Raw genomic sequence first — 5,767 nt, forward strand, 5'->3', positions numbered from 1 at the left:
GGACCACCGCCCCCGCCCGGCCCCCACAGCCGGACGGGGGCGGTTCCCGTGCGCCCGGGGGTGCGCCGGAGGCGCCGGAGGCGGAATGAGCCGCCGGGCGCGGGGTAGCAGGGTGCCGGAAACGGCCCGCGAGCCGTCCGGAGGGCGGGAGGACATGACACCAGAGGACCGTCGGACACCTGACCGCCGCGACACCGCGCCGCCGGGGACCCTCAGCCGCAGCGCCGGGTACGCGGGCGAGCCCGGCTGCATCGCCGAGGCCCGCGCGCTGGCCGACCGCTTCCTGACCGAGCTGGCCGCCGAATGGCTGGCCCCGGTCTCCGACCGCACCGCCGCCGACGTGCGCCTCGTCGTCAGCGAGCTGGTCACCAACGCCGACCGGCACACCGGCGGCCCCTACACGCTGGAGCTGGAGGGCTGCGCCCGCTGGCTGACCGTCACCGTCAGCGACGCCGGCTGCGCCCGTCCGGTGTTCCACCGCAGCGACCCGGGCCGGGTGGGCGGCCACGGCATGGAGATCGTGCGCGCGCTGAGCACCCGGCTCAGCGTCAAGACCATCCCGGCGGGCAAACGCGTCCGCGCCGAGTTCGCCCTCGCCCCCGAGGCCGGGCCACGCGCCGCCGGCGCCCGCCCCGCGGACGCCGCCGCACCGGGCCGGTCCGTCCTCGGCCCGCCGCCGCACGGCCGCCCCGGCCCGGACCGCCCGGTCCGCGGCCGCACCGCCGCCGAGGGCACGGTCCAGCCGCCGGCCCCCCGCAAGCCGCCGATCCTGCCCCGCCGCGCCCGCAGCGACGAACCCCCGGTCTGACGGGAGGCGCCCGGGGGCTCAGCCCCGGCTCTCGGACCCCTCCCGGCCGTGCCAGTCCAGGCACATCACCAGGGCGTCGTCCGGTGTCTCGGTGCGGCGGTAGGCGGCCAGCTCACGCAGCAGCGCACCCGGCGCGGAGGCCGCCGGCAGCAGGCTCGTCGCCTGGATGCCGCGTACCAGCGCCTTGGGCGCGTACGGCTCGCTGTCCGGCGACACCGCCTGGTACACCCCGTCGCTCACCACCAGCAGCCGGTCGCCCGGCAGCAGGTCGATCTCCTGCATCCGGTAGTCCGACTCCTCGAACATCCCCAGCGGGAACTGCGCGTCCAGCGCGATGCGGTCCACGCTGCGCCCGCGCCGCCGCCAGAGCTGCGGCGAACCGGCGTCCACCGCGTACGCCCGCCCGCTGTCCAGGTCGAAGCTCATCAGCAGCGTCGACACGTACAGCGAGCCCCGGTACTGCGCCCACACCGCCTGGTCGGCCAGCGCCGCCTGGTCGGCGATGTCCACCCCGGCCCGCCGGGCGTTGCGCAGCGCGTTGACCGTCAGCGTGGTCAGCAGCGACGCCGGCACACCCTCGCCCATGCCGTCGGTCACCGCCACGGTCAGCCCCGCCGAGTCCGAGGACCAGTCGAAGTTGTCGCCGTGCACCGCGTACGCCGGCTCCAGGTGCGCGCCGATCTCGTACTCCGGCTGGGAGAACGCCCGCCCCGACAGCAGCTGCCACTGCATCTCGGCGGCCAGCGTGAGCCGGCTGGCCCGCCGGGCCAACTGGTACAGGTCGGTGTCCCGCTCGGCCACCACCATCTCGTGGCCCAGCACCTCCGCCACATGGGCCAGCTCACCGGCCGCCGCGTCGGTGGAGCGGTCCACCGGCAGACGTACGGCCAGTACGCCCAGCCGCTCGCCGCGCACCGTCACCGGCAGGTGGTGCACCACCTCGCCGTCCCGCGGCGGCTCCGCCCGCGGCTCCTGGCTGCCGAAGACGCGCCCCGCGGCGCTGCTGTGCAGCGGCACCGAGCCCGCCCGCTGCTCCGTCCCGCCCACCGGCTGGAGCACGGCCAGCCCGAAGTCGGCCAGCAGCAGCGTCGTGGCCGTGGCGCCGTGGCAGGCCGCCAGATGGTCGCGCACGACGTCCACCAGCGCGTGCGGGGCCGCGCCGCGCAGCGATCTCTCGAAATCCGCCATGGAGCTCACAGTCGGATGGTGCCTTCCTCTAGGTGCGTCGTGGGCCGGGGGATGCGGGCGCGCCCCCGGTGTCGCCGGCCGGTGACCCGGGTGGCCCCCAGGGCGTTCGGTGACCGCCGTGGGTGCGGACGGGGTGGCGGGCGGCGGCCGGACGTGCCGCGACCGGCACGCGGACTCGTCCGTTTGGCCAGGACGATCCCGGGTATCCGCTCTCCGCCCGTGCGCTCCGCGCCAGGTGGCGTGCCGACCGGTTCCGGGCCCCGCGGGCCGGATCCCGGTCCGTCCGCCCGGGCTGACAAAACGCGCCGCCGGGTGACACAGTGGATCGGTGCCCCGCTTCCCCAGTACGCCACGCCCCCACGACCAGGCGGCGGCTGACGTGTGCGCGGCCGCAGAGCTCCTGGAGGTGGTGTTGGGGCGCGGCCAGGAATCGGCGCCCTCCGGATCCGTCTCACCGTCGCAGTTGCGGGCCCTGCTGGTGCTGGAGCAGCACGACGGGATCAATCTGCGCGCCTTGAGCGACGCCCTGCACTCGCGCAGCTCCTCGGTCAGCCGCCTCTGCGACCGGCTGGGCGCGATGGGCCTGGTGACCAGGGAGCCGAGCGCCACCAGCCGCCGCGAGGTCGAGCTGCGGCTCAGCGGGCGCGGCCGCACCGTCCTGGCGGACCTGCGGGCGGCCCGGGCGGGGGAGGTCGCGGCGGTGCTCGCCGGCATGGAGCCGGGCGAGGTCAACGCGCTGGTGCGGGGACTGCTCGCCTTCCAGACGGCCGCCCGGGCGATGCGGGACGTCGCGAGCGGGTCCGGTGCGCGGGACGGCCGTGCGGTGGCCGACAGCGCCTAGCTTCATCATCGGGTCCCGCTTTCCCTTCCCCCTGGTTCGCCTTGGATTACCGGCTCCGGAGTCCGGGCGGCGTGATGACACGACGAGGGCAAGACTGTTGCCATAGGGAGAATGTTGTCAAACGGCAACAGTCGATTCTATGGTGGGCCCGTGCGTCCTCCCCAGCCTTCCGAACGAGCCCTGAGCATCAGCGAGCGGACCGAGAGCGGTGCCACGATCATCGTGGTCGGCGGCGAGGCGGATCTGCAGAGCGTGGAGCCGCTTCGCCTGGCGCTGCGGCACGCCGCGGCGGGCGCCGAACCGCTGGTCCTTGACCTCTCCGAGGTCGGCTTCGCCGACTCCACCATGCTCAACCTCCTGCTCCACGCGTCCGTCGACCTCGGCCCCCGGCTGCGCATCGCCGCGCCGTCGCCGTTCGTGCGCCGGCTGTTCGAGCTGACCGGAGTGGACGGCGTCCTGGCGCTGTACGACGGGGTCGCCGAGGCCCTCGCGGCCGGCGCCCCGGAAGCCTCCGACTGAGCCGCCCCCGGGACCTCCGGCCGGCCAGGGCCCGGACCTCCAGCCGGCCGGCACCCGGATCTCCGGCCGGCCAGGGCCCGGCACCCCGGGCCCGGCCGTACGGGATTCCGCCCGGTGTCACACCCGGCGCCAGCGGGCCATGGCGAAGCAGAACACCCCGTACAGCGCCAGCCCCACCGCCACCGCGACCAGCAGCCACGGCCCGGCCGGAGTGGCGGCGAAGGACCGCAGGGTGTCGTCCACGCCCTTGGCCTGGTCCGGGTCGTACACCCAGGCGGCGCGCGCCGCGAAGCCGCCGGCCGCGATGAAGACCAGGCCGCGCGCGATGCCGCCGGCCACGCCGGTCACGTCCACCGCCTGCCGGGCCCGGCGCGACATCTCACCGAGCTTCAGGTGCTTGTGGTACGAGCGCATCGCCGCGCGCACCGCGTTCACCACGCCCGCTATCGCGATACCCACGCCGACCGCGCCCACCAGCCAGCGCCCGGCGGGCAGTTCCATCGCCCGGGCGGTCACGTCCTGGGACTGCTGGTCGCTGGAACCTCCGCCTCCGCTGCCCGCCGCGAACGCCAGCACCGAGAAGGCGACGAACGCGTAGAACACGCACCGCCCGGCCGACAGCAGCCGCTTGCCGGTCTTCGTCCCCCACAACGCCTCGGACAACTGCCACAGCGCCATGCCCACCAGGCCCACGCCCACCGCCCACAGCACCACCGATCCCAGCGGCTTCTCGGCGACCTCCGCGAGCGCCCCGCCGCGGTCGGCCTGCCGGCCGTCGTTCTCGCCGAACGCCACCCGCACCGCCAGCACTCCGACCAGCAGGTAGATCACGCCCTTGGCGGCGAAGCCCCAACGGCCCGCCCATTCAAGGACCTTGCTGCCGCGCCGGTCGCGAGCCACACCCCGGGCCCTGCCCTGCACCGTGCTCCACGCACTCATCTCGACGCCCCTCTCAGCGGTCTGGTACGCCGTCTGCCCGGGAAACCGCCCGGGACTCGGCGCTTCCCGCCGACGGCGAACGGTCCGTTTGGCGGGCGTGAGCGCGGTTATCCGCAGGGCATGGCTGAGACGACGAACAAGACGACACAGAGCCGCACGGCGACCAAGGACCGCGCCACGAGCGCCGCCAAGGGCGCCACCCGATCCGCCAAGAGCGCCTCCGAGTCCGCGACCGGCTCGGCCCGCTCCGCGGTCGGCAGCAGCAAGGAGAAGCTGGCCGGCATCGGCGGCGCCACCGCGGAGAAGGCCAAGACGGCCGCCACCTCCGTGGGCGCCGCCGCCAAGAAGACCGCAGGCAAGGCCGGTCTGGTCTGGACGGTGGTCAAGGCCCGCAAGGTGATAGCCGCCGGCGCCGGCGCCGGGGCGGCGGCCGTGGTGGCCTCCTCCTACGCGCTGGGCCGCCGCGCCGGCCTCAACCAGCGAGGCCCGCTCTCCCGCCTCACCGGCGGCCGCCTGTAGTTCGCCGGCCGGCACCGGCCGGCACGAGGTCGTCCCGGCGAGGAGTGGCCGGTTCCCGGCGGCGTACCGCCTTATCGCGGTGCGCCGCCGGGGCCGCGCCTGCCACAGTGGGCCGCTATGAGCGACTCGCTGCGCACCGCCCACACCGGTGAACTCCCGCCCCGCACCCTCGACGCGATCCGCGCCATGCTGGACGCCGCCTTCGACGGCGACTTCGGCGACGAGGACTGGGACCACGGCCTGGGCGGCGTCCACGCCTGGGTCCGCGACGAGCGCGGCGTCGCCGCCCACGGCAGCGTGATCATGCGCCGCGTCGCGCACGCCGGCCGCTCCCACCGCGTCGGCTACGTGGAGGCGGTCGCGGTACGCCCGGACCGCAGGCGCCAGGGCCTGGGCGGCCGGGTGATGGCCGCCCTGGAGGAGGTCATCGACGGGGCGTACGCCTTCGGCGCGCTCTCCGCCTCCGAGGACGGCGTCGAGCTGTACCGCGGACGCGGCTGGCAGCTCTGGAACGGCCGGATCGAGGCGTACGGGCCCGACGGCGTGGTCCACCTGCCCGACGAAGAGGACTCCACCTATCTGCGCCCCTCGCTGGGCCGGCTCCTGCCGGCCGCCGAGGACGGCGCCCTCGCCTTCGACTGGCGCGACGGCGACGTGCTGTAAGCCCGGCACCGTGATCTCACGGCCTGTAAGCCCGGCGCCGTGATCTCACGGCTGTGAGCCCGGTGCTGTGCTCTCACAGCTGTGATCCCAGCCGTACCAGTCGGCTGGTCGACCACGTTCCGTACTCACCGTGATGCTCTGGCCTTGGCTGCGTCTCAGATAGTAGGAAGTCCGAGTAATCGTGGAGACAGGTGCTCCGCTTCCCTCTAGCGTGGGTCGAGCCGGACCCTTCCGCCCCGCTCCATCGAGCGGGGCGGAAGGGTCCGGCTCGACCCACGCTAGAGGGAAGC

The 5,767-nt window shown here is 75.0% G+C and carries 7 protein-coding genes; 5 read left to right on the forward strand and 2 right to left on the reverse strand.

Features of this window, described 5'->3' with window-relative positions:
* Window positions 1-154: 154 nt before the first annotated feature.
* Window positions 155-808, forward strand: coding sequence for an ATP-binding protein (locus tag C6N75_RS32295; protein WP_219852915.1), 654 nt, complete (start codon window positions 155-157; stop codon window positions 806-808).
* Between the two features lie 18 nt (window positions 809-826).
* On the opposite strand, the gene C6N75_RS25135 is transcribed toward C6N75_RS32295, so the two are convergent.
* The gene (locus tag C6N75_RS25135) at window positions 827-2,005 is read right to left on the reverse strand and encodes a PP2C family protein-serine/threonine phosphatase (RefSeq protein WP_105871168.1); all 1,179 of its coding nucleotides are present in this window, start codon (window positions 2,003-2,005) and stop codon (window positions 827-829) included.
* Window positions 2,006-2,324: 319 nt separating this feature from the next.
* Here C6N75_RS25135 and C6N75_RS25140 point away from each other — a divergent pair, with 319 nt between their 5' ends.
* Together C6N75_RS25140 and C6N75_RS25145 are read left to right on the forward strand one after the other, a co-directional pair.
* The gene (locus C6N75_RS25140) at window positions 2,325-2,837 is read left to right on the forward strand and encodes a MarR family winged helix-turn-helix transcriptional regulator (protein WP_105871169.1); all 513 of its coding nucleotides are present in this window, start codon (window positions 2,325-2,327) and stop codon (window positions 2,835-2,837) included.
* 150 nt (window positions 2,838-2,987) lie between these two features.
* Window positions 2,988-3,356: an STAS domain-containing protein gene (locus C6N75_RS25145; RefSeq protein ID WP_258177602.1), complete on the forward strand. Its 369-nt coding sequence runs from the start codon at window positions 2,988-2,990 to the stop codon at window positions 3,354-3,356.
* Window positions 3,357-3,473: 117 nt separating this feature from the next.
* On the opposite strand, the gene C6N75_RS25150 is transcribed toward C6N75_RS25145, so the two are convergent.
* Window positions 3,474-4,295, reverse strand: coding sequence for a DUF1206 domain-containing protein (locus C6N75_RS25150; RefSeq protein ID WP_105871171.1), 822 nt, complete (start codon window positions 4,293-4,295; stop codon window positions 3,474-3,476).
* Between the two features lie 120 nt (window positions 4,296-4,415).
* Here C6N75_RS25150 and C6N75_RS25155 point away from each other — a divergent pair, with 120 nt between their 5' ends.
* Both C6N75_RS25155 and C6N75_RS25160 read left to right on the forward strand, forming a co-directional pair.
* The gene (locus C6N75_RS25155) at window positions 4,416-4,814 is read left to right on the forward strand and encodes a hypothetical protein (protein ID WP_105871172.1); all 399 of its coding nucleotides are present in this window, start codon (window positions 4,416-4,418) and stop codon (window positions 4,812-4,814) included.
* Window positions 4,815-4,931: 117 nt separating this feature from the next.
* Complete coding sequence (locus C6N75_RS25160) at window positions 4,932-5,477, forward strand: GNAT family N-acetyltransferase (protein WP_105871173.1); 546 nt, start codon at window positions 4,932-4,934, stop codon at window positions 5,475-5,477.
* Window positions 5,478-5,767: the final 290 nt, after the last annotated feature.

Source organism: Streptomyces solincola, from assembly GCF_002982015.1.
In the GTDB taxonomy this organism is placed as follows: domain Bacteria; phylum Actinomycetota; class Actinomycetes; order Streptomycetales; family Streptomycetaceae; genus Streptomyces; species Streptomyces solincola.